The organism is Lentzea sp. (assembly GCF_036380075.1).
In the GTDB taxonomy this organism is placed as follows: Bacteria; Actinomycetota; Actinomycetes; order Mycobacteriales; family Pseudonocardiaceae; genus Lentzea.
The window spans coordinates 1-23,826 of the sequence record NZ_DASVFL010000289.1; the positions used below are offsets into that span (position 1 = coordinate 1).

The window sequence follows — 23,826 nt, forward strand, 5'->3', positions numbered from 1 at the left end:
GGACCTCCCACGTCGACCCGCTGGAAACCCTGACGACGCGGGAGAAGTCCGTCCTCGAACTGATGGCGCAGGGCCTCACGAACACCCGCATCTCCGAGACCCTGCACATCTCGCTGAGCTCCACCGAGAAGCACGCCAACGCGATCTTCGACAAGCTCGGCCTGAGCGGCGAGACGGGCCTGAGCCGCCGGGTGCTGGCCGTCGTCCGCTACCTGGGCAGCTGATGCTCGACGACCTGCTCCGCACCCCCGGCGCGCAGCTCGCGCGCGGGACGTTCAACGACGCCGTCGTGCTGCCGGGGAGGTGGGTGGCGCGCTTCCCCCGCACGGACCTGGCCGATGCGCGGCGGCGGACGAGGGCGCTCGACCGGATCGGGCGGCTCGGCCTGCCGTTCGCCGTGCCGGAGGTCCTCGACGACCGGCTGGACCTGCCGCTGGGCGAGGCGCACGTCGTCCTGTCGTACCTGTCCGGCGAGCAGGCGGAGACCGCGAGCGACGAGGCGGTCCGGGAGGTCCTGGACGCGCTGGCCGCCGTGGAGGTGGACGACGGGCTCGGCGCGCTGCTGGACGAGCCGCTGCGCCACGCGGGCGGCGCCGGGGCCGCCGAGACGATCACCGAGCTGGTGTTCCCGCTGCTCACCGCCGACGAACGCGAGCAGGCCTCCCAGGTCCTGGCCAGGTTCGCCGCCCTGCCCGTGGTCAGGGGCTTCGCGCACGGCGACCTCGCACCGGTCAACCTCCGCTGGCACCACGGGAAGATCACCGGAGTCCTCGACTGGGACTTCGCCTGCGCCGGTGATCCCGCGCTGGACGCGGCCGCGTTCGCCAGCTACGGCTGGCCGCTCGTCGAGCGCGTGCGGCCGGAGCAGTACGGACGGGCCCTTACGCACGCCGCCATGTTCCCGCTGACCGGCGCGGTGTCCGCGGTGCTGCGGGACGGCGACCCCGCGCGGTACCTGGCCTGGTTCCGCCGCCGGTGCGCCGTCCGCGAGCACCCGCCGCTCAGCTGAAGCAGCAGAACCATTGACAGGCAATGAATCCGGAGTCGGGGCGCGACCTCACCCGGACGGACGAGTTGATCATTATGATGGGCGGGTGCCCCTGAGACGCCGACCTCTCGTGTTGCTCGCTGCGCTCTCCCTCCTCGGCGCGGTCACGGCGTGCACCAGCGAGGCGGCCGGGGACCCGGTGGGCAAGCCCGCCTCGCAGCCCGCGGCGACGGCGCGGACGGAGGCGCCGCCACCGCCCAGGGACGGGCTCAAGCTCACGGTGGACAACGGCCGGCAGAGTCCCGGCACGGTGATCGCCGGCGTCGGGGACGCGGTCTACAACTACGCGCCGGCCGTGATGGTCGACCAGGGCAAGGTCCGCACCTGGTGGTGCAGCCAGATGGGCTCCGCGCCGCCCAACGGCGACGACATCCTCTACAGCGAGGGGCCTTCCGCCGACGGGCCGTTCACCACGGCCCACCCGGTGTTCTCGGGCAGCGGCGGCAGTTTCGACGCCATGCACACCTGCGACCCGTCGCTGGTCAAGATCGGCGACACGTACTTCATGTACTACACGGGCGCGAGCAGGGACAACCACGCCAACGGCAGCTCTGTCGGCGTCGCCACCAGCAAGGACGGACTCAGCTGGACGCGCGCCAACGGCGGTCAGGCGATCCTCGGCTCGTCCGGCGACATCATCCGCGAGAACACCTACGGCACGGGCCAGCAGTCGGCCATCTACCTCGACGGGTGGGTGTACCTGCTGTTCACGGACACCACCGGGTTTGCGGGTGCCACGAACGGCGCGGGGCAGTACGTGCTGCGGTCGAAGGACCCGCTGTTCGTCACCGGTGTCGAGACGCTGAGCCCGCAGGGGTTCAAGCCGGTGCGCAAGACCAACGAGTCGCGCACGCGGTCCGTCGTCGAGGCGTTCAGCGCGGACTGGATGTGGATCGACGCGGCGTCGGCGTTCGCGATCGCCCACTCCACCGACGCGGGCACCACCATCACCTTCTGGAACAGGGAGTTCACCCGCCACCCGTACGACCCGGTGGTCATTCCCGGTGTCTGGAAAGAAGGTCCCGGCCTGGTGCGCACGCCGGAGGGGCACGCGCCGATCCACGCCGGGGGTCCCTGCGACAAGGTCGCGATCGACGTCCTGCGCGCCACCACGACGGATTCCGGTGCGCCCACGAACATCCGTCACTTCGGCATCGACGCGCTCGGCCTCAACGGCTGCGCCACGCCGGACGAGGCACGGGTGCTCGACGGTTTCTCGGTGCCCTCGCCGGAACGCACGGCCGACGTCGTCGTCAACGGCAAGGTCGTGCGGTTCGAACGTGGTTCCGCCGCGGCGAAGTACGCGCGCGGGGTGATCGGCTGGCGGCCGAAGATCGTCGACTCGTTCCAGGTCGCGGCCCGCGTCCCGGCGGCCGTGCCCGCGGTGCTCGGGCCGGACGGGCTCGCGGGGTTGCTGGTGGGCGACAAGCTCGTGGTCATCCGCTCGCTCGAGGTCGCGCAGTCCAACTCCTCCGAGGTCACCGTCGTGACCCGCGAACAGTGGGACCGCTACGAACGCCTGATGAGCTGACGCACTACGGTGCCGCAGGTCGAATCGGACTGGGTCGAGTCGAACTGGGGGCTCTGATGACGGCAACCCGCGAACGATTACGAGCGCTGGCGGACGACGTGGTCCCGGTGCCCGCCGAGCCGCCGCACGAACGGGCGTGGTTCGGCATGGTGGCCGCGTTCGTCGGCTCGGTGGCGTTCCTGCTGCTCATTCCGGCCGGCTGGGCCCGGCTCGACCACCTGTGGGCCGAGGACGGCGCCGTGTTCACGGCCGGCGCGCGCCGATTACCGTTGCTGGACAACCTGTTCGCCCCGTACGGCGGATACCTGCACACGGTGCCGCGCCTGGTCGCCGAACTGGCCGCGCTGCTGCCGGTCGAGTGGACCGCCGCCGTGTTCGCCCTCGCCGCCGCGGTGCTGCGGACGCTGGTGGCGTTGATCGCCTTCGCCGGGTCGAGGGCCTACATCGAGTCGACGCCGTTGCGGTTCGCGCTGGCATCACTCGTGATCGTGTTGCCCGCGGGCAACTCCGAGCCGTTGAACAACATGACGAACCTGCACTGGTTCCTGCTCTACGGCGCCTTCTGGGCGTTGCTGTGGCGCAACGCCCCGCGCGTGCCGGTCGCCTTGTTCGTGCTCCTCGCCGCCCTGTCGAGCCCGCTGGCGTTCGTGCTGCTGCCGGTCGCGCTGCTGCGGATGTCGTTGCCGCGCAGGGAGATACCGGTCGCGTTCCTCGTCGGCGCGGTCGCGCAGACCGCGGTGATGATCTTCGCGGACCGGACGCCGTACTCGCACGACGCGCCCGATCCGGTGCAGGTGCTGCTGGCGGGCCTGCTGCGGGTACCGGTGGTGGCGTTCACCGGGTCCGAGAAGCTCGACGACTTCTACCCCGCGATGGGCAACGCCGTGATCGTCGTGGCGCTGCTGGTCGCGCTGGTGCCGGTGGCGGCCGGGCTGAGGTTCGGCAGCCGGGCCGGACGGGCGCTCGTCGTCACGGCCGTGGTGCTCAGCGCGGCCGTCATCCTCCTCTGCCTGCTCATGAACTGGGCCCGGATCCTCCAGGTGCAGCAGCCCGGTGCCGTGCTGGCGGGCCAGCGCTACAGCATCGCGCCCTGCCTGTTCCTGTTCACCGCGGTCTTCGCCGGCCTCGACCAGGCCCCGGCGGTCACGTGGGGACGCGCGGCGGTCGCCGGAAGTCGTTACGTGGTCGGGATTCTGATCGTGGTGAGCATCTTCTGGTACTTGCAGGAGAGCTCGCCGGTGCTCCAGGGCGTCCCGTGGGACGAGAGCGTCGCGACGGCCCGCGCGGAGTGCGCGGCGGGTGCCCGGGAGGTGCGGCTGGAACACCAGCCGGAGGACTGGTTCGTCCTCGTCCCGTGCACGGACCTGGGCTGAGCGCCGGGAAGGGCGCGGCGTCCACCGCGCCCCGCGGCATCACCCGGTGGACGTCCGGCCGAGGTGCTCGGCGTAGAACTCGCGGAACGACCGGGCGGGCCGGCCCGTCACGTCCTCGACGGTCGTGGTGACCCGGTCCTCCGCGCCGCCGCGGATGTCCTCGTCGAGCCCGGCGAGCAACGCGGCGAACTCCCTCGGCACGCTCAGGGCGATCCGGTCGGCCATCTCGGCCGTGCTGACCGACCGGTGCCGGACCACGCGTCCGGTGAGCTCGCTGACGATCGCGGCGGCGTCGGCGTAGCTGAGCGCTTCCGGACCGGTGACCAGGTGCTCGGTGTTGTGCGGCACGGGATCGGTCAACGCCCGCGCGGCCACCGCGGCGATGTCGGCGGCGTCGACGAAGCCGACCCGGCCGGCACCGGTGGCCGTGACGATCTCGCCGTCCCGCACACCGGCCGCCACCTGGTGGTCTCCGGTGAAGTTCTGCATGAACCACGACGGGCGCAGCACGGCCCATTCCGGCGCGGAGCGGACGAGTGCGGGGAGAGCGCCCATCCCCGTGGCGCTCTCCGGCACCGCGGACGAGCTCAGCAAGACGACTCGCCGCACGAATCGAGCCCGTGAGAGGAACGACTCGACCACCGGAACGGGATCCACGACCCCGACCGGAGGGATGAGGTAAACACCGTGTACCCCGTCCAGTGCGCTCTCGAACGTCTCCGGGGCGTCCCAGTCGAACCGGACCTGGCCGGGCCGCGCCGGTTTCCTGGTGCCGACGCGGGCGTCGGGCAGCAGTGCCGCGAGCCGGCTGCCGGTCGTGCCGGTGCCGCCGATGACCAGGACGCTCATGCCCGCCACTCCTGCAGGTGGATCGGGTTCCAGTAGTCGCGGTAGTTCACGATCTCGCCGTCGCGGGTGGTGAACACGACGATGTACGAGTACCGGTACGGCTCACCGGTGGCGACGAGGACGCCCTCGATGTCGAACTCCACGATCGCCACGTCCGGGTCCGTGCTCTGGTGCACGACCTGCTTCGGGATGGCCCGGACGTCGAACGTCTTCGTGTAGTCGCGCACGTAGTCCTCGACCGCGGCGCGCCCTTCGAGGCGGGTCGGCCAGCCGGGCGGGGCGAACGGGAACTCCGCCACGCCGTCCTCGGCCCACAGGCCGGCGAAGCCGATCATGTCCTTGTCGAGCAGCAGCTGCAACGCCCTCGGGATGAGGTCCACGAGATGTCCTCCGAACAAATGGACGAGACGGTCCCGTCCCGTCCACAACCGTAGGCGGGACGGGACCGTCTCGTCCAGTTCTATGATGTGCGTCATGACCAAGCGCACCCCGACCGGCGCCGCCGTCCTCCAGCCCCAGGTGACGAAGGCGATCACCGAGGCCGTCCTCGACGAGCTCGCGCAGACCGGCTACGGACGGTTGTCGATGGAGGCGGTGGCGAAGCGGGCGGAGGTCGGCAAGAGCGCGCTCTACCGGCGCTGGCCGTCCAAACAGGACATGGTGGTCGCGGCGCTGTCGGAGTTCTCCGTGCCACTGGCGGAAGTCGAGGACACCGGGTCGTTGCGCGGCGACCTGCTCGCGACCGTCACGGCCGTGCACGACTGGCTCACCCACCCGCGGTTCGCCACGATCCTGCCCGACCTCACCGCCGAGGCGGTCCGCAGTCCGGCGTTGTCCGACGCGATCGCGCGGACCATCGGCGGACCGCGGCGCGCCCTCGGTGCCGTGACGTTGCAACGGGCGATCGACCGGGGTGAGCTACCGGCCGACCTGGACCTGGAGATCGCACTCGACCTCGTCGCGGCGCCGGTCTACTGGCGGCTCTCGGTCCGGCGGGCCGAGGTCGAGCCCGACTACCTGGAACGGTTGGTGGAACACCTGTTGCGCGCTCTTCAGTGCTGATAGCCGGTGTAGTCGACGTACCCGTTCGGGGCGCCGAACCAGGTCTCCCGTCCGGGGGTCTCGGCGAGCGGCAGGCCGAGGCGGAACCGTTCGACCAGGTCGGGGTTCGCGAGGTACGCGCGGCCGTAGCTGATCAGGTCGGCACCGTTGGCGAGCCAGCGCCTGCCCTGCTCCAGGGTGCTCTCGTCGGGCCCGATCTGGCCGCCGGGGTTGAGGATGAACGCCGTCGGCCACGCCTTGCGCAGCTCCATCAGCACCTCCTCGTCCGTGGTCGCCATGACGTGGATGTAGGCGATGTCCGGCAACGCCTTCAGCAGCTCGCCGTAGAGCACGGGCACGTTCTCCTCGACGATGCCCTGGATCTGACCGCCGGGTGAGAGCCGGATGCCGACGCGCTCCCGGCCGATGGCGTCCGCCACCGCCTCGACCGCCTCGACGGCGAACCGGATGCGGCCGGCGACCGAACCGCCGTAGGCGTCGGTGCGCTGGTTGGCGCTGGAGGACAGGAACTGCTGGATCAGGTACCCGTTGGCGCCGTGCAACTCCACGCCGTCGAACCCGGCCTCGACGGCGTTGCGGGCAGCCTCGGCGAACGCGGTGATCTGGTCCACCACCTCGGAGGTCTCCAGGGCGCGCGGCACCGGCGCGGGCTGCAACCCGGTCGGCGTGAACACCTCCGAACCGGTCGAGAGCGCCGACGGACCGACGGGCCGGTGCCCGGCGACCTCGACGTGACCGACGCGGCCGCCGTGCATGAGCTGGGCGAAGATGCGGCCGCCGTTGGCGTGCACGGCGTCGGTGACGACGCGCCACGCCGCGACCTGCTCGTCGTTGTGGAGACCGGGGGTGAACGGACCGGACTGGCCGACCTCGTTGGGCTGCACGCCTTCGGTGACGATGAGACCGGCGGTGGCGCGCTGGGCGTAGTAGGTGGCCGTCTCCGCGGTCGGCTTGCCGTCGACGGCCCGCGACCGGGTCATCGGCGCCATGACGAGGCGGTTCGGCAGGGTCAGGTTCCCGAGCTGGTAGCTGGTGAGGAGCATGGGAGCTAGGCTAGAAACCTGACACTGACGTCAGAGATAGCTTTTGTGGCGGAGGTCTCATGAAAATCGGTGAGCTGGCGGAGCGCACGGGCGTGAGCGTGCGCGCGTTGCGCTACTACGAGGAGCAGAAACTCCTCCACGCCGAACGCAGCGGGAGCGGCCAGCGGCGCTACACCGATGCCGCCGTCAGCCGCGTCCGCCTGATCCAGCAGCTCTACGGCGCCGGGATCTCCAGCGCGGCGATCGCGGAGATGCTGCCGTGCATGGCCACGGGGATCGCCTCGCCGCAGGTGCTCTCGAAGCTGCACGGCCACCGGTCGTCGGTGCTGCGGCAGATCGAGGAGCTGCAGGACACGCTCGCGCAGCTCGACACGGTGATCGCCGGAGCGACCAGCAGCTACGACCGGGGGACGCCGTGCCCGCCCTACTGAGCGGGCGAGGCGTCCCCCGAGCCGGTCAGATCGTCGAGGTGTCGATCACGAACCGGTACCGCACGTCGCTCGACTGCACGCGGTCGTAGGCGGTGTTGACCTGGTCGGCGTCGATCAGCTCGATCTCCGCGCCCAGGCCGTGCTCGGCGCAGAAGTCCAGCATCTCCTGGGTCTCCGCGATGCCGCCGATCATCGACCCGGCCAGCGTCTTGCGGCCGCCGAGCAGCCCGAACAGGTTGAGCGAGATCGGCTCCTCCGGCGCGCCGACGTTCACGATCGCGCCGTCGGTCTTGAGCAGCCCGAGGTAGGCGCCGAGGTCGAGCGGGGCCGAGACCGTCGAGAGGACCACGTCGAACCGGCCGGCCAGCTCGGTGAACGTGGCCGGGTCGCTGGTCGCGCGGTAGTCGTGGGCGCCGAGCTTGAGACCGTCGTCCTTCTTGCGCAACGACTGCGACAGCACGGTGACCTCGGCGCCGAGCGCGGCGGCGATCTTGACGCCCATGTGGCCGAGACCGCCGAGGCCGACGACGGCGACCTTCTTGCCGGGCGCGGCACCCCAGTGCCGCAACGGCGAGTAGACGGTGATGCCCGCGCACAGCAGCGGCGCGGCCACGTCGAGCGCGAGCCCGTCCGGGATGCGCACGACGAAGTTCTCGTCGACCACGATCTGCCGCGAGTAGCCGCCGTAGGTGACGTCACCGCGGCGGTCGACGGCGTTGTAGGTCATGGTGTTGCCGTTCGCGCAGTACTGCTCCAGCCCGCGCAGGCAGAACTCGCACTCGCGGCACGAGTCGACCAGGCAGCCGACGCCGACCCGGTCGCCGACGGCGTGGCGGGTGACCTCGGACCCGACCTCGGCGACGACGCCCGCGATCTCGTGGCCCGGCACCATCGGGAAGGTCCCCCGGCCCCAGCCCTCGTTGACCTGGTGGATGTCGGAGTGGCAGATGCCGGCGAACCTGATGTCGATCAGGACGTCGTGCGCACCGACCTCGCGGCGCTCGATCGTCGTGCGCTCCAGCGGTGCCTTGGGTGCCGGAGCGGCGTAGGCAGCGACGGTGCTCATCGGTTTCTCCTCGTTCTCGTCGTGTCGAGGACGACACTGCTCCGGTCCGAGGGCCCCACCCAGCCACCTGGTTTTCGTACGCCTGCCGTGCCTACCACTGCCAGTAGCAGGCACGACGTCCCGGACGCGGGGATACTCGACCGCATGACCGTCGACCCGCGCGCCGAGCTGAGCGACTTCCTGCGCAGCCGCCGGGCGCGGCTGTCCCCCGACGACGTCGGCCTGCCGCGGTACGGCAGGACCCGCCGCGTACCCGGTCTGCGCCGCGAGGAGCTGGCGCAGCTCGCGGGCGTCTCCGTCGCGTACTACACGCGGCTGGAGCAGGGCAACGGCCGCAACGTCTCCGCCGAGGTGCTCGACTCGATCGCCCGCGCGTTGCGGCTCGACGACGCCGAGCGCGAGCACCTCAACAACCTGACCCGCAGCAAGCCCGGCAGGAAGAAGGCGCCGCGCACGCACCTGCGGCCCGCGTTGCGGCACCTGCTCGACGGCATCGCCGTGCCCGCGTACATCGGCGGGCGGTGCTCCGACGTGCTCGCGTGGAACTCGATGGCGGCGGCGCTGTTCGGCGACTGGGGCCGGCTCGAGCCGCGCGACCGCAACTGGGCGCGGATGATCTTTCTGCGACCCGAGTACCAGAACCTCTTCGTCAACTGGGAGAGCAAGGCCGCGGACGTCGTCGCGTTCCTGCGCCTGGACGCCAGCTGCTGCTCGAACGACCCCGAGCTGGCCGCGCTGGTCGGCGAGCTCTCGCTGAAGAGCGAGCTCTTCCGGCAGCTCTGGGCCGCGCACGAGGTCAAGCAGAAGAGCTTCGGCACCAAGGTCGTGCGGCACCCGCTCGTCGGCGAGATGACGCTGTCGTACGAGGCGCTCAGCATGCCCAGCGAGCCCGGCATGTTCCTCACCACCTACCACGCGGAGCCCGGCAGCCCGTCCGCCGAGGCGCTGCAGCTGCTCGCCAGCTGGGGCAAGGACGCGACCACGGCCGGGACGTCTGCCAGGACTCAGGCGTGAGAACGCCACGGCTGGAGATCGAGTACTGCACGCAGTGCCGGTGGCTGCTGCGCGCCGGGTGGACCGCGCAGGAGCTGCTGACCACGTTCACGACCGAGCTGGGCGAGGTCGCGCTGATCCCCGGCACCGGTGGCGTGTTCGACGTCCGGGTCGACGGCGAGACCGTGTGGTCGCGCAAGGAGCAGGACGGTTTTCCCGACCTGGCCGTGCTCAAGCAGCTGGTGCGCGACCGGGTGGCGCCGGAGAGGTCACTGGGCCACACCGACCGCAAGCACTCGTGATCACGTCGCCGTGACCGCGCCCATCATCACCGCGGCCTGACGCCTGCCCAGCAGCCGTCCCGCGGAGAGCATCAGCCGGTTCGCCCTGCCGACCGCGATGCTCGGCGGCGGGTTGCGCTTGTCCAGCGTCCGCAAAGCGGTCTCCACCACCAGCTCCGGCGGCACCCTGCGCGCACCCGCGGAGGCCTGTTCCCCGGCGACGTCGAAGAACTCGGTGCTGGTCGCGCCGGGTGAGAGCGCGAGCACCTTCAGACCGGCCCCGCGGTGCTCGCTCCACAGCGCCTCGGTGAAGTTCAGCACGAACGCCTTCGCCGCGCCGTAGACCGCCATCTTCGGCACCGGGTGGTACGCGGCCAGGCTCGCGACGTTGACCAGGATCCCCCTGGCCTCGACCAGCTCGTCGACGAACGTCCTCGACAGCTCCACGACGGCCGAGATGTCCAGCGCGATCTCGGTCCGCAGCCGCTCGACGTCCTCCTCGGCGAACGGCCCGTACGTGCCGAAGCCCGCGTTGTTGATCAGCCCGGTGAGCTTGAGGTCGCGCTGCCGCAGCTCGGTGGCCAGCTTCGCGACGGCTCCCGGTTCGGTGAGGTCGCACGGCAGCACGGTCACCTCGACGCCCTTCAGCTCGGCGGCGAGCGCCTCCAGCCGTTCCGCCCGGCGGGCGACGAGCACCAGGTCAGCGCCTCTGCGGGCGAGCTCGCGGGCGAACTGCGCACCGATCCCGGCACTGGCGCCGGTGACGAGGACGCGCGCTCCTCGGTAGTCGATTGTCACTTCAGGTCCTCCTTGGCATCAAGTGCCAAGTTAGCACTGCATGCCGAGCTGGCGCCATGACACTAGGCTGAGGACATGTCAGAACGTCTCTGGGACCGCACCCGGCGCCGCGTCCAGGAAGAGGTTGTGGACGCCGCGCTGCAGCTGTTCCTGGAGCAGGGGTTCGAGGAGACGACGGTCGACCAGGTGGTGGCCGCGGCCGGGATCTCGCGGCGGTCCTTCTTCCGCTACTTCGGCACGAAGGAGGACATCGTCTTCGGCGACCTGGCCGAGCAGGGGCCGGTGATCCTGGAGGCGCTGAAGGCCCGCCCGGACGACGAACCGGTCTGGGACGCGCTCGGCCACGCGTTCTCGGCGCTGAGCACCCTCGTGGATCCGGAACGCGGCATCACGATCACGAGGCTGTGCATGACGAACCCGTCGCTGCGGGCGGGTCACCTGGAGAAGCACCTGCGCTGGCAACGGGTTCTGGCGCCGGAGGTCGAACGACGCCTGGGCGCGGGCGACGCCCCGGCAGGTCTGCGCGGCGAGGCGGTCGTGGCCACCGCGCTGGCGTGCCTCGACGTGGCCACCACCGCCTGGCTGGAGCAGGACGGCAGCGACCTCGACGAGCTGCGGCGACTGTACGAGATCGCGCTCGCCGCCGTCCGGAGTGGATGATCGTCCGCCCGCTCCTGAACACAGGCGCCCTCGCGGAGCCTGCGTCGACCTGACTCCACTGTGGACATGATCTCGGCCGTTCGCGACCGAACCACGCGTCTCACCTCTCGGGAATCCGGTGCGGCTCAAGGCTGTTCTGGTAGACCTCCTCGGCTGGCCACCAGGTAGTTCGCTCCAGCAGGTTTCGAGCCGACGCTCATACGTTCTTCAACTAAACCGAAAAGCCCCTACACCTGCTCACGCCCTGCTGAACGCTTGGGGGATTCCTGAGATGTCGCACGAAGCTGAAGTGGACGGCGGCTGCCTTCCCGACCTGCTGCGCAAGCAGGTGGAGGTCCAACCCGATCGCACAGCCGTCGTCTTCGGCGAGGACACCATCACCTACGGCGAGCTCTTCGAGCAGAGCTCGGCACTGGCCACACACCTGCGCAGACTCGGCATCAGCGCGGACGACTGCGTGGGCATGTTCGTCGAGCCGTCGCTGGACCTCGTCATCGGAGCCTGGGGGATCCTGTGCAGCGGCGGCGCCTACCTGCCGCTGAGCCCCGAGTACCCGGAGGAGCGCCTCCGGTACATGATCGAGGACTCGCGCACGAAGGTCGTCGTCACCCAACGCGCCCTCAAGCAGCGGCTCGCCGAGCTCGCGCCGCCCACCACGCGGATCGTCACGCTCGACGACTGCGACGAGGCGTTCGACGACGGCTTCTCCCCGGCGCACGACAGCCTCGCCTACATCATCTACACCTCGGGCAGCACCGGCCGCCCCAAGGGCGTGATGATCGAGCACCGCAGCATCGTCAACCAGATGCGGTGGCTCCAGTCGGCGCACGCCATCGACAGCTCGAAGCGCGTGGTGCAGAAGACGCCGATGAGCTTCGACGCCGCGCAGTGGGAGATCCTCGCCCCCGCGGTCGGCAGCACCGTCGTGATGGGCAGGCCCGGCATCTACCGCGACCCGGAGATGCTGATCGAGACCATGCGCGAGCACGGCGTGACAACGTTGCAATGCGTGCCGACGCTGCTCCAGGCGTTGATCGACACCGAGGAGTTCCACACCGTCACGTCGCTGCGGCAGGTGTTCAGCGGCGGCGAGGCGTTGTCCCGCACGCTGGCGCAGAGCTTCGTCGACACGATGCCGGGAACCGCGCTCATCAACCTCTACGGCCCGACCGAGACGACGATCAACTCGTCGTCGCACGTGGTCGACCCCGCGGAGCTGGCGGAGGCGCCGAAGTCGATCTCGATCGGCCTGCCCGTCGCGAACACCACCTACCTGGTGCTCGACGCCAACCGCGACCTCGTGACGCCCGGCGAGATCGGCGAGCTCTACATCGGCGGCGTGCAGGTCGCCCGCGGCTACCTGCACCAGCCGGAGCTGACCGCGGAACGGTTCGTGGACGGCATGTTCCGCACCGGCGACCTGGTGACGCAGAACCTCGACGGCACCGTGCAGTTCGCCGGGCGCGCGGACAGCCAGGTCAAGCTGCGCGGCTACCGCGTGGAGCTGGACGAGATCCGGCTCGCGATCGAGACCCACGACTGGGTGCGCAACGCGGCGGTGATCGTCAAGGAGGACGGGCGCACCGGGTTCCAGAACCTGATCGCCTGCGTGGAGCTGAACCCCAAGGAAGCCGCCCTGATGGACCAGGGCAACGCGGGGGCGCACCACCAGTCGAAGGCGAGCCGCCTCCAGGTCCGCGCGCAGCTGTCCAACCCCGGCGTGCGCGACGACCTGGCCGGCCGCGAGTCGTTCGAGCTGCCCGGCGAGGAAGCCTCGTGCCTGCAGCGCAAGGTCGTGTTCTCGCGCAAGTCGTACCGGTTCTACGAGGGTGGCCAGGTCACCGACGCCGACCTGGCGCGGCTGCTGGAGCGCAAGCCGATCGGCGCCGGGTCGCACGACCCGAAGGACGTGCGGTTCGCCGAGCTGGGCGAGATCCTGCGCTACTTCGGCGCGCACTTCAGCGACCAGCGGCTGCTGCCCAAGTACGGCTACGCCTCACCGGGTTCGCTCTACGCGACCCAGCTCTACCTGGAGCTGCACCACATCGCGGGCCTGCCGGCCGGGCTGTACTACTACCACCCGCTGCGCCACCAGCTCGTGCTGATCTCCGCGGTCGAGGAGAGCGCGCAGGCCCAGGCGAAGCTGCACTTCATCGGGCACAAGGCCGCGATCGAGGCGGTGTACCTCAACAACATCCAGGAAGTGCTGGAGATCGAGACCGGCCACATGGTCGGGCTCTTCGAGGAGGTCCTGCCCGGCTACGGCCTCGACGTCACGGCGTCCGGCTTCACGCCGGAGACCAAGGACCTGCTGGAGGTCCCCGAGGAGGACTACTACCTCGGCACGTTCGAGCTGTGCGCCTACACCGGTCCGCGCGAGGACGACGTGGAGGTCTACCTGCAGACCCACGCCGGCCGCGTCCCGAACCTGCCCGGCGGCCTGTACCGGTACGCCGACGGCGAGTTCGAGCGCGTGTCCGACGACGTGGTGCTGCGCAAGCACGTCATCGCGATCAACCAGGCGGTGTACGAGCGGGCGAGCTTCGGCGTCAGCGCCGTCTCCCGGTCGCCCGAGCTGTGGCGGCGCTACATCGACCTCGGCCGCACCATGCACCGGTTGTCCGCCAACGACGTCGACCTCGGCTTCATGTCGTCGGGCTACAGCTCCAAGTCGGACAACGACCTCCCGTCGGCCAAGCGGATCTGCGACGTCCTCAAGGCCGTCGGCGAGCAGGACGGCCCGTCGTACTTCTTCCTGGGCGGCAAGGTCTCCTACGAGCAGCGCCGCAGCCCGGGCATGAAGGAGGACGTCGTCCACATGAAGGGTCCCGCGGAGCTGATCCGCGACGACCTGGTGAACTTCCTGCCGGACTACATGATCCCGAACAAGGTCGTGGTGCTGGACGCGCTGCCGGTCACCGCGAACGGCAAGATCGACGTCAAGGCGCTGGAGGCGTCGGACAAGACCAACGTCGACGACCAGGACCGCCCGTTCGTCGCGCCGCGCACCCTCACCGAGCGCCGCATCAGCGAGATGTGGAAGAAGCTGATGAAGCGCGAGACGGTCTCGACGCACGACGACTTCTTCGAGACCGGCGGCAACTCGTTGATCGCGGTGGGCCTGGTCAACCGCATCAACAAGGACTTCGGCACCGCCCTGCCGCTCCAGGTCCTGTTCGAGTCGCCGACGATCGAGCAGCTCGCCCGCCGCGTCGACGGCCTGCACGACGGACCGGTCTCGCGGCTGGTCCCGTTGCAGCCCAACGGTGACGCGACGCCGGTGTTCTGCTGGCCGGGTCTGGGCGGCTACCCGATGAACCTCCGCACGCTGGCGAGCCGGTCGGAGCGGCCGTTCTACGGCGTGCAGGCCCACGGCATCAACGAGGGCGAGACGCCGTACCGCACGATCCGCGAGATGGCGGCGGCCGACATCGAGGCCATCAGGGAGGTCCAGCCGGAGGGCCCGTACACGCTGTGGGGCTACTCCTTCGGCGCGCGGGTCGCGTTCGAGACGGCCTACCAGCTCGAACAGTCGGGCCACGAGGTCGCGAACCTGTTCCTGATCGCGCCGGGATCGCCGAAGGTGCGCTCGGAGCGGGCGAACGACGAGGCGTCGTACGACAACAGCGCGTTCGTCACGATCCTGTTCTCGGTGTTCGCGGGCAGCATCACGGACCCGAAGCTCGCGCGGTGCCTGGAGGTCGCGAAGGACGAGGACAGCTTCGCGGCGTTCATCAGCAGCGAGTTCCGCGACCTGGACAGCGAGCTGGTGCGGCGGATCATCCGGATCGTCACGGAGACGTTCTCGTTCAAGTACACCTTCAGCGAGCTGGCCGAGCGCACGATCTCCGCGCCCCTCACCATCTTCAAGGCGCAGGGCGACGACTACTCGTTCATCGAGGGCAGCGAGGGCTTCTCCGTCACCGACCCGGTGGTCGTGGAGCTGGACGCCGACCACTACAGCCTGCTGCGCGAGCCCGACATCGACGAGCTGCTGGCGTCGATGGACCAGCGCGAGACGGTGCGGCAGGAAGTCGCCCGCATCCCCGTGCAGCTGTCGCAGGAGCAGATGTCCGAACTGATCGCCGCCGTCACCAAGGCCGTCACCCTCGCCATCACGGCGAACCAGTCGTGAGGAGGACCCAGTGCCACACGTGAACATCAAGCACTTCCCGAAGGAGCTCACCGACGAGCAGTCGGCCGAGCTGGTCGCCGGCGTCACCGCGGCGGTGACGAAGGCGTTCGGCTGCGACGAGGGCGTCGTGTCGATCGCGGTCGAACCGGTGGCGCAGGAGCAGTGGCAGGACCGGGTCTACGGGCCGGAGATCGTGGAACGCAAGGAACTCCTGCACAAGACCCCGACCTACTGAGGCGCAGATGAACATTCCCCTGGTGTACAGCGAGGAAGTGGCCGAGGCGATCACGGCCGGGCAACCGGTCGTGGCGCTGGAGTCCAACGTCATCACGCACGGCCTCGACTACCCCGACAACGCCGAGACGGCGCGGCGGGTCGAGGACGCGGTCCGGGCGGGTGGCGCGGTGCCGGCCACGATCGGCATCGACGGCGGCAGGATCCTGGTGGGCCTCTCGGAGGACGACGTCGAGAGGTTCGCGACGACCCCGGGCATCCCGAAGGTCAGCAGCAGGGACCTGCCGATCGTGCTGGCACGCGGTGGGATGGGCGCCACGACGGTCGCGTCGTCGGTGATCGCCGCCGAGCTCGCGGGGCTGAAGTTCTTCTCCTCCGCGGGGATCGGCGGCGTGCACCGCGGCGCCGAACGCACGATGGACATCTCGTCGGACCTGGTGCAGTTCACCAGGTCCAAGGTGGCCGTGGTGTGCGCGGGGGCGAAGAACATCCTCGACCTCGGGCTCACCATGGAGTTCCTGGAGACGCACTGCGTGCCGGTCGTCGCCTACCGGTCGGACGACTTCCCGGCGTTCTACTGCGTGTCCAGCGGTCTGCGCAGCCCGCACCGGGTGGACGACGCGGCGGTGCTGGCCCGCGCGATCGAGAACCACTGGGCGGTCGGCAACCCCGGCTCGTTCCTGGTCACCACGCCGACCAAGCTCGCGGACGCGATCGACGGCGGCGAGGTCGAAGCGGTGATCGACAAGGCCGTCCGGCGCGCGGAACGCGACGGCGTGAGCGGGCAGGCGATCACGAAGTACCTGATGCGGGCCGTCGACAGGGCGACGGACGGGCGTTCCGCGAAGGCCAACCAGGCGGTGCTGATCAGCACCGCCGAGGTCGCCGCGGAGCTCGCCGTCGCGCACGCGAAGGAGTTCTCGTCATGAGCCGGTGCGTGGTCTTCGACCTGGACGGCACGCTCGTCGACACCCCGCGCGGGATCGTCACGACGTTCGCCGCGGTGTTCGCCCAGCTCGACCTGCCCACGGTGGACTCGGGCACCATCCGCGGCACGATCGGGCTGCCGCTGCCGGCGGCGTTCGCGAAGGTGCTCGGCGTCGCCGAGGACGAGCCGGTGGTCGGGACGTGCGTCGAGCTGTACCAGTCGACGTTCCGCAAGATCGTGCTGCCGATGGCGACGCAGCTGGTGTTCGCCGGCGTCTACGACGGGCTGCAGTCGTTGCGGGAGGACGGTTTCCTGCTGGCCGTCGCGACGAGCAAGTTCATCCGCAACGCCGAGGCGCTGCTGACCGCCGCGGGCCTGCGCGAGGAGTTCTCGGTCGTCGTCGGCGCGGACCAGGTCTCGAAGCCCAAGCCCGACCCCGAGTCCGGCTTCGTCGTGCTGGAGAAGCTCGGCGTGGCCGCGGCGAACGCCGTGATGGTCGGCGACACGACGCACGACGTGCTGATGGCCCACGGCGCCGGGATGGCGTCGATCGGTGTGACCTACGGCGTGCACAGCGTCGACCAGCTGCTCAGCGCCAACCCGACCTGGCTCGTCGACTCGTTCGCCGGGGTCGTGGCGGCCGTGAAGGAGTGCTCGTGATCTCCATCGACGCCTACCTCGAGAAGAACGTGCACCTGTTGCCGCAGACGAACCAGCTGCGCGCGATGCACACGATCGTCCGCGACCGGAACGCCTCCCGCGAGGACTTCGTCTTCTACACCGAGCGGATCAACCGGCTGCTGGTCGAGGCGGGCCTGAACCTGCTGCCGTTCCAGCCCTGCGACGTCACCACCCCCGTCGGCGCGACCTACCGCGGTCTGAAGCCCGCCGGGAAGCTCGTCGGCGTCCCGATCATCCGCGCCGGCGAGAGCATGGAGGCGGGTCTGCGGGCGGTGGTCCCGGCCGCGCGCATCGGCAAGATCCTCATCCAGCGCGACAAGGCCACCAAGCTCCCGAAGCTCTACTACGCCAACCTGCCGGACGACATCGCGTCGCGGCAGGTGCTGCTGCTCGACCCGATGCTCGCCACCGGCGGCACCGCCAACGCGGCGATCCAGGTGCTGCTCGACCACGGCGTGCTGGAGGAGAACATCGTCTTCGTCACCTTCATCACGGTGGCCGAGGGCATCGAGGCGGTGTGCTCGCGCTACCCGCTGGTGCGGATCGTGACGTCCGCCATCGAGGAGCGGCTCAGCGAGGACGCCTACATGCTGCCGGGCATCGGCGACTTCGGCGACCGCTTCTTCGGCACGAACTAGCAGCGGGGGAACCATGAAGGGCAACAGGCTGCTCGCCGACTCGGCGATCACCGCGCTGGCACCGATGATCTGGGGCAGCACCTACCTCGTCACCACCCAGCTGCTGCCACCGGACCGGCCGCTGCTGGCCGCGGTCGTCCGCGCCCTGCCGGCCGGGCTGGTCCTGTTGCTGTTCGGGCGGATCCTGCCGTCCGGCGTGTGGTGGTGGCGCGCCCTGGTGCTGGGCACGCTCAACATCGGCGCGTTCTTCTTCCTGCTCTTCGTCTCCGCCTACCACCTGCCCGGCGGCGTCGCGGCGCTCGTGGGGTCGGTCCAGCCGGTGATCGTGCTGGTGCTGGCGGCGGTGGTGCTCGGCGACCGGATCAAGCTCCCGCACGTGCTCGCCTGCCTCGCGGCCGTGGTGGGCGTCGGGCTGCTGGTCCTGAAGGCCACCGCGCGGCTCGACCTCGTCGGCGTGTTCGCCGCGCTCGGCGCCGCGGTCTGCATGGCGTCCGGGATCGTGCTCACGAAGCGGTGGCAACGCCCCGTCAACGTCCTGCTGTTCACCGGCTGGCAGCTCACCGCGGGCGGTCTCGTGCTGCTGCCGGCGCTGTTCCTGCTGGAGGGCCTGCCGAGCACGATCACCGGCACCAACGCACTCGGCTTCGGCTACCTGATCGTGCTCGGCTCGCTCTTCGGCTACTCGGTCTGGTTCCGCGGCACCGACCGCGTCCCCGCGATCGGCCTGTCGTTCCTCGGCTTCTGCAGCCCGATCGTCGCGACCGTCCTCGGGTTCGTGTTCCTCGGCCAGACGCTGTCGTTCCTGCAGTTCGTCGGCGCCCTGGTGCTGATCGGCGCGATCGTGCTGGTGCAGCTGACGCCGACGCGCACGCCGCCGGTCGCGGCGGAGCCGGAGCTTCAGCGCACGACGTCGTAGACGAGCTTCTGGATGCCGTTCGCGTAGGTCTCGCTCTCGACGACCTTCAGCATCTGCTTGTCCTTGTCGGTCTCGCTGAACAGCCGCTTGCCCGCGCCGAGCAGCACCGGGAACACCAGCAGGTGGTAGCGGTCGATCAGGCCGGCGTCGGACAGGTTGCGGTTGAGCGTCGCACTGCCGTGGATGGAGATCGGGCCGCCCTCGGTCTCCTTCAGCGCGGCCACGTCGTCGAGCGAGCGCAGGATGGTGGTCTCGCCCCAGTTGCCGACGAGCTGGTCGTCCTTCAGCGTGCGGGAGACGACGTACTTCGGCATGACGTTGTACTGCGGGAAGTAGTCGAGCGTCGGCCACACCGGCGCGAACGCCTCGTAGCTGACCCGGCCCATCATCATGGCCGCGGCTTCCTCCTGCTCGCGGCCCTTGATCTCGTAGGCGGCCTCGTCGAACTCGATGTCCTTGAACGTCCAGCCGGAGCTGCGGTGACCCGGCTCGCCACCGGGTGCCTCGACGACGCCGTCGAGGGAGACGAAGGCCGTGGCGATGAGGGTGCGCATCTGGTTCTCCTTGGTTCGCGCTCGCTGTCATCAGTGCGTCGAACGGGAGGTGCCGGGAATCGACATCTCGCGTCAGAAGATTTTCGGTCATGTCCCCCGGCGCCGCCGGACCGGTCAGGAATCGAGAAGCACGGCCGCCGGTCCCGCTCCTACCGTTGTCCACATCGCCAGGACGACAGGAGGACGGAAGATGAGCGGCAGCAAGGGAATTCGGCAGTTCCACCGCGTGGTGAGCATGGTGTTCATGGCCACGGTGGTGTTCACGGCGGTCGCGCTCACCGTGGACAGTTCGGTGGTGTGGGTGTCGTACGTGCCGCTGCTGCCGCTGTTCGTCCTCATGGGAACGGGCGTGTACATGTGGTTCCTGCCGACGCTGGCCCGCCGCCGGGCAGCACGCCGTGTCTAGAGCCAGCCGCGGTCCCGTGCCGTGTTGGCCGCCTCGGACCGGTTGCGGGCGCCGAGCTTCGCCATCGCGGTCGACAGGTAGTTGCGGACGGTGCCCTCGGCGAGGTTGAGCCGCACGGCGATGTCGGCGTTGCTCGCACCGGTCGTGACCTCGCGCAACAGCTCGCGTTCGCGGGGCGTCAGCGGGTCGGCGCTGTCCCAGGCGGCCATCGCGAGCTCCGGTGCCACGACCCGTTCGCCGGCGTGCACCCGCCGCAACGCCGACACGAGGTCCGCGATCGGCGCGTCCTTGAGCACGTACCCCGCCACGCCCGCGTCCATCGCGCGGCGCAGGTAGCCGCTGCGGGCGAACGTCGTGATGATCAGGACGCGCGTGGCGTCGCCACGGCCGCCGATCTCCTGCGCGACGTCGAGGCCGGTCCTGCCGGGCATCTCTATGTCGGTGAGCAGCACGTCGGGCCGGTGCTCGGCGACGGCCGCGAGGGCCTCGTCGCCGTCACCCGCCGTGGCGACGACCGTGACGTCGGGCTGGAGGTCGAGCAGCTGGGCGAAGGCGCCGCGGACCATCGCCTGGTCCTCGGCGAGGACGACCCTGATCACGCCGCCGACCTGCGGCGGCGTCACGTCGCCACCTCCAGCGGCACCGCGATCGTCACCGTCGTCCCCGCCGCACCGGTCCGCCGCACCAGCCCGCCGAGCGCCGCGATCCGTTCGCGCATCCCCGTCAATCCGTTCCCCTCCGGCCCCCTGCCGCCGACGCCGTCGTCGGCCACGACCACCCGCAGCTCGCCCTCGCGGGCCTCGACCCCGATGTGGCAGGTCGACGCCCGCGCGTGCCGGACCACGTTGGTCACGGCCTCCCGCAACGCCAGCGCCAGCTCGTGCTCGGTCGACCCGACGATCGCCAGCCCCTCGTCCCGCCGCACGACCACCTCGACGCCCAGCGCGGTCAACGCCGTCCGCGACGCCTCCAGCTCCGTGTCGAGGCTCGCGCTGCGCCAGCCGGACACGGCGTCGCGGATCTCCCCCAGCGCCGCGCGGGCCGCGGTCTCGATCTCCGCCGCCTCCGACGGGGCGCGGGCGGGGTCGGCGGCGACCAGCTGGGCGCGCACGATGATCGCGGTCAGCGTGTGGCCCAGCAGGTCGTGCAGGTCGCGGGCGATGCGCTCGCGTTCGGCGAGCGTGGCGAGGTGCTCGACGCGGGCGGTGCGGATGCGCAGCTCGGCGGCGTCGCGCTCCCGTTCCGCCCACTCCACCTGCAGGATGCCGACCAGCCACAGGAAGATCAGCGACGGCAGCAGCGCCCACAGCCGGTACGGCGCCGGCACGACCGACACGACGGAGAACACGCTGATCAACGCCGACAGGCCGACGAACCACCGCATCGCCACCCGCCGCGACTCGGTCAGGCCCGCGAACGCCGCCGCGTAGACGAACAGCACCGCGGCACCGGTGTTGAACGGCGTCACCAGCGAGCCGAGCACCACCGTCGGCACCAGGCACCACCAGCGGACGAGCTCCGGCCGGTGCCCCGACAGCACGTACAGCGGCACGAAGAGCACGACCACGCCGACGACGAGCGCCCAGTCCACCCAGCCGGCGCCGGGGTCGAAGACCGGCGCCCACAGCAGGTTCCCCAGGTAGAGCAGGTGGAACCAGCGGGAGATCCCAGTGACCTGTTTCATGACCGGGCACGACGATACGACACCGCGGCCAGCCCCGCGGCCACGACCGCCGTACCGAGCAGCACCAGCACGTGCGTCAGGGCGGGAGCCCCCGTCACCTGGGCGAGCGCCAGGCGTCCGAGGTGGTAGGTCGGCAGGAACCGCGCGACGTCGGCGAAGAACGCCGGCATGATCTCCAGCGGCATCCACAGTCCGGACAGGACCGCCGACGGGATCAGGATCGCGTTCAGCACGGCGGCCGCGGCCCCCGCGCCCACCTGGAACCCGACCGCGAGGCTCAGCAACGCGAACGGCAACGCCCCCAGCACCAGCACGGCGACCACCCGCAGCACCACCGGCAGCGGCGCGTCGAGCGCCCCGGACACCGCCGCCGTCGCCGTCATCGCGAGCAGCACGCCCACCGCGTACGGCAGCGCCGCCGCGACCTTCGCCGCCAGCGTCACGCCGATCGGCACGGCCGACACCTGCTTGGCGCGCAGCCACCCGCGTTCCCGGTCGGCCGCGACGCCGATGCCGGGGTTCATCAGCACCACCGAGATCGCGCCGAACGCGCCGAACGTGGCGAGCATCGTGGTCCCCGCGGACACCCCGCCGCTGCTGAGCTTCCCGAACAGCGACACGAACAACGCGAAGAACCCGACCGGCATGATGATCGAGAAGAACAACGCGGCCGGCTCGCGGACGATACCCCTCAGCTCGTCCGCCAGCTCCACACCGAAGACCTTCACGCGGCACCCCTCTCCATCAGACCGGCCACTGCCTCTTCCAGCCCGGCGCTCTCGACCCGCAGGTCGGTCAGGCCGGGGTCCTCCGCCAGCAGCACCCGCAGCAACGCCTCGGGCGTGCGGGTGCCGAGGTGCACGTGCTCGCCCTCGAACCGCACCGACACCACCCCCGGCAGCGCTTCGAGCCGCGCACGCCCCAACGCCGTCCGCGCCACCACCGTGCGGTCGGGCAGCCGCGCCACCAGCTCGTCCGGCGTGCCGGCGGCCCGCACGCGCCCGCTGTCCACGACCACCACGCGGTCGGCGACGGCCGACGACTCCTCGATGAGGTGCGTGGTGATCAGCACGCCGGTCCCGCGCTCGCGCCGTTCCGCGAGCAGCTGCCAGAACCTCCTGCGGGCGGGCAGGTCCAGGCCCGCGGTCGGTTCGTCGAGCACCAGCAGCCGCGGGTCGGCCACCAGCGCCATCGCGAGCTGGAGCCGTTGCTTCTGGCCGCCGGAGAGCTTCGACGCGCGCCGCCCGGCCAGGTCCGTGAGGTCGAGCTCGGCCATGACCGGCCCGGCCGCCGACCGGGACACCCCCGCCCGCACCGCGGCACCGGTGACCAGCTCGCTCACCTTCAGCGTGTTCGGGAACCCGAGCGACTGCTGCACGACCCCCATCCGCCGGCGGGTGGCCGCGACGCGCGGGTCACCACCGCAGACCCTGACCACGCCCTCCTTGGCCGGCAGCAGCCCGATCACCATGTTCACCAGCGTCGTCTTGCCCGCGCCGTTCGGCCCGAGCAACGCGACGCACTCCCCCGCACCGACGTCGAGGTCGACCCCGTCCACCGCCTGCGTGGCGCCGTAGTTGTGCCGCACCCCGCGCACTTCGAGCACCGTTTCCATGCCGTCGAGCCTGGTCGAACGGGCCGGTCGCCAGTAGTGAGGCGCGGTCACCGGCTCCGGGTGACAAATGTCAGCTTGACCCTGCACCGTGGTGCGGGGTCCATCGTGGCCGCCATGACGAGTGATCAGTCCGCCGTGACCCGCTGGGGCCGCGCAGGCGCGGTGTACGACTTCGTGGCGAGCATCGCGTTCGTGACGCCGTGGACCGCCGGTCTGGCGATGGAGTTGCTGGGGGTCGACGGGAACACGCCCACGCTCCTGTTCGCCACGTTGTTCGGCACGGTGGTGGTGATGTGGTCCATCGCCCGCTGGCTCCGCCCGCAACCGGTGCTGATCGGCATCGACACCGCCGGCCGGGCGTTGTTCAGCCTGTGGTTCGCCTGGGCGCTGGCCGACGGGCAGACCAGGGCGCTCGTGGTGTTCCTGGTGCTGGAGCTGTTCTGGGGCGCGGCCCAGCTGCGCGCCCTGGTGCGGAGGTAGTTTGCCGTGGTGCGCATATCCGAACTGGCCCGCGCCGCCGGGGTGGGCATCAGCACCGTGCGGTTCTACGAACGCCGCGGCCTCGTCGTCCCGACCTCCCGCACCCACGGCGGCTACCGCCACTACGACCGGGAAGCGTTGCGGCGCCTCAAGTTCATCCGCCGCGCGCAACGACTCGGCTTCACCCTCGCCGAGGTCGAGCAGATCCTGGCCTTCTCCACCGCGCCCGCCGACCTGGGCGACGTGCTCGCCGGCAAGGTCGCCGAGATCGAACAGCGGATGCACGACCTCGAACGCGTGCGGCTGGCGCTGCTCGACGTCGCCGCCAACGGCGTCCAGGAGCAGTGCCCGGTGGTCGCCGCGCTCAACGACTGAGCCGTAGGCTGCGCGAACGCGAACCGGAGGTGGGCGAGCTGCGCG

28 protein-coding genes are annotated in these 23,826 nt (G+C 70.5%); 18 read left to right on the forward strand and 10 right to left on the reverse strand.

All coding sequences use genetic code 11. The features are described from left to right. From VF330_RS30405 to VF330_RS30420, 4 genes are all read left to right on the forward strand, one after another. Window positions 1-224, forward strand: a 224-nt coding sequence (locus VF330_RS30405; RefSeq protein WP_330855134.1) for a response regulator transcription factor, incomplete at its 5' end; no start/stop codon positions are given. Next, the gene (locus VF330_RS30410) at window positions 224-1,009 is read left to right on the forward strand and encodes a phosphotransferase (RefSeq protein ID WP_330855135.1); all 786 of its coding nucleotides are present in this window, start codon (window positions 224-226) and stop codon (window positions 1,007-1,009) included. The genes VF330_RS30405 and VF330_RS30410, both read left to right, overlap by 1 nt. An 85-nt stretch (window positions 1,010-1,094) precedes the next feature. After that, window positions 1,095-2,579: a beta-xylosidase gene (locus VF330_RS30415; RefSeq protein ID WP_330855136.1), complete on the forward strand. Its 1,485-nt coding sequence runs from the start codon at window positions 1,095-1,097 to the stop codon at window positions 2,577-2,579. Between the two features lie 56 nt (window positions 2,580-2,635). Further along, window positions 2,636-3,952 (forward strand): hypothetical protein, encoded by a 1,317-nt coding sequence (locus tag VF330_RS30420; protein ID WP_330855137.1) that lies wholly within the window; start codon window positions 2,636-2,638, stop codon window positions 3,950-3,952. A 39-nt stretch (window positions 3,953-3,991) separates the two neighbouring features. On the opposite strand, the gene VF330_RS30425 is transcribed toward VF330_RS30420, so the two are convergent. Both VF330_RS30425 and VF330_RS30430 read right to left on the reverse strand, forming a co-directional pair. Then, window positions 3,992-4,801 carry an ergot alkaloid biosynthesis protein gene (locus VF330_RS30425; protein ID WP_330855138.1) on the reverse strand — a complete coding sequence of 270 codons (810 nt, stop codon included), beginning with the start codon at window positions 4,799-4,801 and terminating at the stop codon, window positions 3,992-3,994. Then, window positions 4,798-5,181: a nuclear transport factor 2 family protein gene (locus tag VF330_RS30430; protein ID WP_330855139.1), complete on the reverse strand. Its 384-nt coding sequence runs from the start codon at window positions 5,179-5,181 to the stop codon at window positions 4,798-4,800. Before VF330_RS30430 ends, VF330_RS30425 begins: the two co-directional genes overlap by 4 nt. A 94-nt stretch (window positions 5,182-5,275) precedes the next feature. Here VF330_RS30430 and VF330_RS30435 point away from each other — a divergent pair, with 94 nt between their 5' ends. Further along, the gene (locus VF330_RS30435) at window positions 5,276-5,863 is read left to right on the forward strand and encodes a TetR/AcrR family transcriptional regulator (RefSeq protein WP_330855140.1); all 588 of its coding nucleotides are present in this window, start codon (window positions 5,276-5,278) and stop codon (window positions 5,861-5,863) included. Here VF330_RS30435 and VF330_RS30440 read toward each other — a convergent pair. Beyond that, window positions 5,854-6,906: an alkene reductase gene (locus VF330_RS30440; RefSeq protein WP_330855141.1), complete on the reverse strand. Its 1,053-nt coding sequence runs from the start codon at window positions 6,904-6,906 to the stop codon at window positions 5,854-5,856. The genes VF330_RS30435 and VF330_RS30440 overlap by 10 nt on opposite strands. A gap of 59 nt (window positions 6,907-6,965) precedes the next feature. Between VF330_RS30440 and VF330_RS30445 the strand changes: the two genes are divergently transcribed. Then, window positions 6,966-7,337, forward strand: coding sequence for a MerR family transcriptional regulator (locus tag VF330_RS30445; RefSeq protein ID WP_330855142.1), 372 nt, complete (start codon window positions 6,966-6,968; stop codon window positions 7,335-7,337). A gap of 25 nt (window positions 7,338-7,362) precedes the next feature. Here the strand turns inward: VF330_RS30445 and VF330_RS30450 are convergent, their stop codons facing one another. Continuing rightward, the gene (locus tag VF330_RS30450; RefSeq protein ID WP_330855143.1) at window positions 7,363-8,403 is read right to left on the reverse strand and encodes an NAD(P)-dependent alcohol dehydrogenase; all 1,041 of its coding nucleotides are present in this window, start codon (window positions 8,401-8,403) and stop codon (window positions 7,363-7,365) included. Between the two features lie 144 nt (window positions 8,404-8,547). Here VF330_RS30450 and VF330_RS30455 point away from each other — a divergent pair, with 144 nt between their 5' ends. Continuing rightward, complete coding sequence (locus VF330_RS30455) at window positions 8,548-9,417, forward strand: helix-turn-helix transcriptional regulator (RefSeq protein WP_330855144.1); 870 nt, start codon at window positions 8,548-8,550, stop codon at window positions 9,415-9,417. After that, the gene (locus VF330_RS30460; protein WP_330855145.1) at window positions 9,414-9,698 is read left to right on the forward strand and encodes a SelT/SelW/SelH family protein; all 285 of its coding nucleotides are present in this window, start codon (window positions 9,414-9,416) and stop codon (window positions 9,696-9,698) included. Before VF330_RS30455 ends, VF330_RS30460 begins: the two co-directional genes overlap by 4 nt. Here the strand turns inward: VF330_RS30460 and VF330_RS30465 are convergent, their stop codons facing one another. Then, window positions 9,699-10,475 carry an SDR family oxidoreductase gene (locus VF330_RS30465; RefSeq protein ID WP_330855146.1) on the reverse strand — a complete coding sequence of 259 codons (777 nt, stop codon included), beginning with the start codon at window positions 10,473-10,475 and terminating at the stop codon, window positions 9,699-9,701. A 75-nt stretch (window positions 10,476-10,550) separates the two neighbouring features. Here VF330_RS30465 and VF330_RS30470 point away from each other — a divergent pair, with 75 nt between their 5' ends. The 7 genes from VF330_RS30470 (at window position 10,551) to VF330_RS30500 (ending at window position 18,667) form a co-directional block, all read left to right on the forward strand. Further along, window positions 10,551-11,135, forward strand: a complete 585-nt coding sequence (locus tag VF330_RS30470; RefSeq protein ID WP_330855147.1) for a TetR/AcrR family transcriptional regulator — start codon at window positions 10,551-10,553, stop codon at window positions 11,133-11,135. 271 nt (window positions 11,136-11,406) lie between these two features. Beyond that, complete coding sequence (locus VF330_RS30475; RefSeq protein WP_330855148.1) at window positions 11,407-15,270, forward strand: amino acid adenylation domain-containing protein; 3,864 nt, start codon at window positions 11,407-11,409, stop codon at window positions 15,268-15,270. 10 nt (window positions 15,271-15,280) lie between these two features. After that, complete coding sequence (locus VF330_RS30480) at window positions 15,281-15,505, forward strand: tautomerase family protein (protein ID WP_330855149.1); 225 nt, start codon at window positions 15,281-15,283, stop codon at window positions 15,503-15,505. A gap of 7 nt (window positions 15,506-15,512) precedes the next feature. After that, window positions 15,513-16,433: a pseudouridine-5'-phosphate glycosidase gene (locus VF330_RS30485; protein ID WP_330855150.1), complete on the forward strand. Its 921-nt coding sequence runs from the start codon at window positions 15,513-15,515 to the stop codon at window positions 16,431-16,433. After that, window positions 16,430-17,092, forward strand: coding sequence for an HAD family hydrolase (locus VF330_RS30490; protein ID WP_330855151.1), 663 nt, complete (start codon window positions 16,430-16,432; stop codon window positions 17,090-17,092). The genes VF330_RS30485 and VF330_RS30490 overlap by 4 nt, the downstream gene beginning before the upstream one ends. Continuing rightward, window positions 17,089-17,751 (forward strand): uracil phosphoribosyltransferase, encoded by a 663-nt coding sequence (gene upp, locus VF330_RS30495; RefSeq protein WP_330855152.1) that lies wholly within the window; start codon window positions 17,089-17,091, stop codon window positions 17,749-17,751. Before VF330_RS30490 ends, upp begins: the two co-directional genes overlap by 4 nt. 13 nt (window positions 17,752-17,764) lie before the next feature. Next, window positions 17,765-18,667: an EamA family transporter gene (locus VF330_RS30500; protein WP_330855153.1), complete on the forward strand. Its 903-nt coding sequence runs from the start codon at window positions 17,765-17,767 to the stop codon at window positions 18,665-18,667. On the opposite strand, the gene VF330_RS30505 is transcribed toward VF330_RS30500, so the two are convergent. Continuing rightward, window positions 18,649-19,221: a dihydrofolate reductase family protein gene (locus VF330_RS30505; protein WP_330855154.1), complete on the reverse strand. Its 573-nt coding sequence runs from the start codon at window positions 19,219-19,221 to the stop codon at window positions 18,649-18,651. The two genes, VF330_RS30500 and VF330_RS30505, sit on opposite strands and share 19 nt — an antisense overlap. A gap of 190 nt (window positions 19,222-19,411) precedes the next feature. On the opposite strand from VF330_RS30505, the gene VF330_RS30510 reads away from it, so the two are divergent. Beyond that, window positions 19,412-19,627, forward strand: a complete 216-nt coding sequence (locus VF330_RS30510; RefSeq protein ID WP_330855155.1) for a hypothetical protein — start codon at window positions 19,412-19,414, stop codon at window positions 19,625-19,627. Here the strand turns inward: VF330_RS30510 and VF330_RS30515 are convergent. The 4 genes from VF330_RS30515 to VF330_RS30530 are packed head-to-tail and all read right to left on the reverse strand — an operon-like array spanning window position 19,624 to window position 22,926. After that, on the reverse strand, window positions 19,624-20,226 hold the full coding sequence (locus VF330_RS30515) for a response regulator transcription factor (protein ID WP_330855161.1): 603 nt from the start codon (window positions 20,224-20,226) through the stop codon (window positions 19,624-19,626). The two genes, VF330_RS30510 and VF330_RS30515, sit on opposite strands and share 4 nt — an antisense overlap. A 20-nt stretch (window positions 20,227-20,246) precedes the next feature. Continuing rightward, complete coding sequence (locus tag VF330_RS30520) at window positions 20,247-21,311, reverse strand: sensor histidine kinase (RefSeq protein WP_330855156.1); 1,065 nt, start codon at window positions 21,309-21,311, stop codon at window positions 20,247-20,249. Continuing rightward, window positions 21,308-22,039, reverse strand: coding sequence for an ABC transporter permease (locus tag VF330_RS30525; protein ID WP_330855157.1), 732 nt, complete (start codon window positions 22,037-22,039; stop codon window positions 21,308-21,310). The genes VF330_RS30520 and VF330_RS30525 overlap by 4 nt, the downstream gene beginning before the upstream one ends. Then, window positions 22,036-22,926 (reverse strand): ABC transporter ATP-binding protein, encoded by an 891-nt coding sequence (locus VF330_RS30530; protein WP_330855158.1) that lies wholly within the window; start codon window positions 22,924-22,926, stop codon window positions 22,036-22,038. The genes VF330_RS30525 and VF330_RS30530 overlap by 4 nt, the downstream gene beginning before the upstream one ends. A gap of 114 nt (window positions 22,927-23,040) precedes the next feature. On the opposite strand from VF330_RS30530, the gene VF330_RS30535 reads away from it, so the two are divergent. Then, window positions 23,041-23,406, forward strand: coding sequence for a hypothetical protein (locus VF330_RS30535; RefSeq protein WP_330855159.1), 366 nt, complete (start codon window positions 23,041-23,043; stop codon window positions 23,404-23,406). A 9-nt stretch (window positions 23,407-23,415) separates the two neighbouring features. Beyond that, window positions 23,416-23,781 carry a MerR family transcriptional regulator gene (locus tag VF330_RS30540; RefSeq protein ID WP_330855160.1) on the forward strand — a complete coding sequence of 122 codons (366 nt, stop codon included), beginning with the start codon at window positions 23,416-23,418 and terminating at the stop codon, window positions 23,779-23,781. The last annotated feature ends 45 nt before the right edge of the window (window positions 23,782-23,826 follow it).

Coding starts and splice junctions, on each gene's coding strand:
- VF330_RS30410 (WP_330855135.1), top strand. CDS start 224: ATGCTCGACGACCTGCTCCGCACCCCCGGCGCGCAGCTCGCGCGCGGG.
- VF330_RS30420 (WP_330855137.1), top strand. CDS start 2,636: ATGACGGCAACCCGCGAACGATTACGAGCGCTGGCGGACGACGTGGTC.
- VF330_RS30425 (WP_330855138.1), bottom strand. CDS start 4,801: ATGAGCGTCCTGGTCATCGGCGGCACCGGCACGACCGGCAGCCGGCTC.
- VF330_RS30435 (WP_330855140.1), top strand. CDS start 5,276: ATGACCAAGCGCACCCCGACCGGCGCCGCCGTCCTCCAGCCCCAGGTG.
- VF330_RS30440 (WP_330855141.1), bottom strand. CDS start 6,906: ATGCTCCTCACCAGCTACCAGCTCGGGAACCTGACCCTGCCGAACCGC.
- VF330_RS30445 (WP_330855142.1), top strand. CDS start 6,966: ATGAAAATCGGTGAGCTGGCGGAGCGCACGGGCGTGAGCGTGCGCGCG.
- VF330_RS30450 (WP_330855143.1), bottom strand. CDS start 8,403: ATGAGCACCGTCGCTGCCTACGCCGCTCCGGCACCCAAGGCACCGCTG.
- VF330_RS30455 (WP_330855144.1), top strand. CDS start 8,548: ATGACCGTCGACCCGCGCGCCGAGCTGAGCGACTTCCTGCGCAGCCGC.
- VF330_RS30470 (WP_330855147.1), top strand. CDS start 10,551: ATGTCAGAACGTCTCTGGGACCGCACCCGGCGCCGCGTCCAGGAAGAG.
- VF330_RS30475 (WP_330855148.1), top strand. CDS start 11,407: ATGTCGCACGAAGCTGAAGTGGACGGCGGCTGCCTTCCCGACCTGCTG.
- VF330_RS30485 (WP_330855150.1), top strand. CDS start 15,513: ATGAACATTCCCCTGGTGTACAGCGAGGAAGTGGCCGAGGCGATCACG.
- VF330_RS30490 (WP_330855151.1), top strand. CDS start 16,430: ATGAGCCGGTGCGTGGTCTTCGACCTGGACGGCACGCTCGTCGACACC.
- VF330_RS30500 (WP_330855153.1), top strand. CDS start 17,765: ATGAAGGGCAACAGGCTGCTCGCCGACTCGGCGATCACCGCGCTGGCA.
- VF330_RS30505 (WP_330855154.1), bottom strand. CDS start 19,221: ATGCGCACCCTCATCGCCACGGCCTTCGTCTCCCTCGACGGCGTCGTC.
- VF330_RS30510 (WP_330855155.1), top strand. CDS start 19,412: ATGAGCGGCAGCAAGGGAATTCGGCAGTTCCACCGCGTGGTGAGCATG.
- VF330_RS30520 (WP_330855156.1), bottom strand. CDS start 21,311: ATGAAACAGGTCACTGGGATCTCCCGCTGGTTCCACCTGCTCTACCTG.
- VF330_RS30530 (WP_330855158.1), bottom strand. CDS start 22,926: ATGGAAACGGTGCTCGAAGTGCGCGGGGTGCGGCACAACTACGGCGCC.
- VF330_RS30535 (WP_330855159.1), top strand. CDS start 23,041: ATGACGAGTGATCAGTCCGCCGTGACCCGCTGGGGCCGCGCAGGCGCG.